The organism is Vibrio sp. 1249-1 (assembly GCF_033340495.1).
Genome location: NZ_JAWOWJ010000683.1, coordinates 1 through 644, shown reverse-complemented (window position 1 = coordinate 644; position 644 = coordinate 1). Strand labels below are relative to the sequence as shown.

The following is a 644-nucleotide window of genomic DNA, read 5'->3' as shown; positions in this document are numbered from 1 at the left end:
CTGCTTGGCGTTACATAGTCAATTTGGCAAACGCTGATGGTGTTCCCGAGTTTGCTGCTAATCGCTCGGTTTTTTTGCGTCATATCGAAGATCTTGCCGCCAAATTGGTAGCCATTACAACAAAACAATACTTTGGGTGTCACTTGGCCGAATCGCTCTAACACGCTGTCGACGCCAAAATCTGGAGAGGTCGATGTCCAAATAGCACCGAGGCTGGTGGTCGCAAGCATCGCGATTACGGTCTCAGGAAGGTAGGGCAAGTAGGCCGCCACGACATCTCCTTTGCCGACACCATTTGCAATCAACCATTGTTGGACGATGGACACTTGCTCAATCAACTGTTGACCAGAGAGCTGTTTTTGCTCGCCATTTTCATTGCTGAAAACAATCAATTGTCGCTCTGGTGATTGCTCAGCGTGTACAAGTAAATTCTGAGCGTAGTTAAGGGTTGTATCGCAGAACCAAACCGTGTCTCTGTTGATATTTGGTGAGTTTGAATCGCTCCATTTTGGCTCGCCTAAACTTTTGACTTGTGAACCTAACTTGCCAACGACTTTACAAAATTGCCAAGTGTGCTGCCAAAATGCGTCATTGTGTTCAATAGACCAGCGGTGTAATGACGCATAATCGCTAATCTCATTACT

1 protein-coding gene is annotated in these 644 nt (G+C 46.3%); it reads right to left on the bottom strand.

Annotated elements, in window-relative coordinates:
- Nucleotides 1–644: AMP-binding protein (locus R7Z50_RS28335; RefSeq protein ID WP_318149862.1), on the bottom strand; the 644-nt coding region annotated here is incomplete at both ends.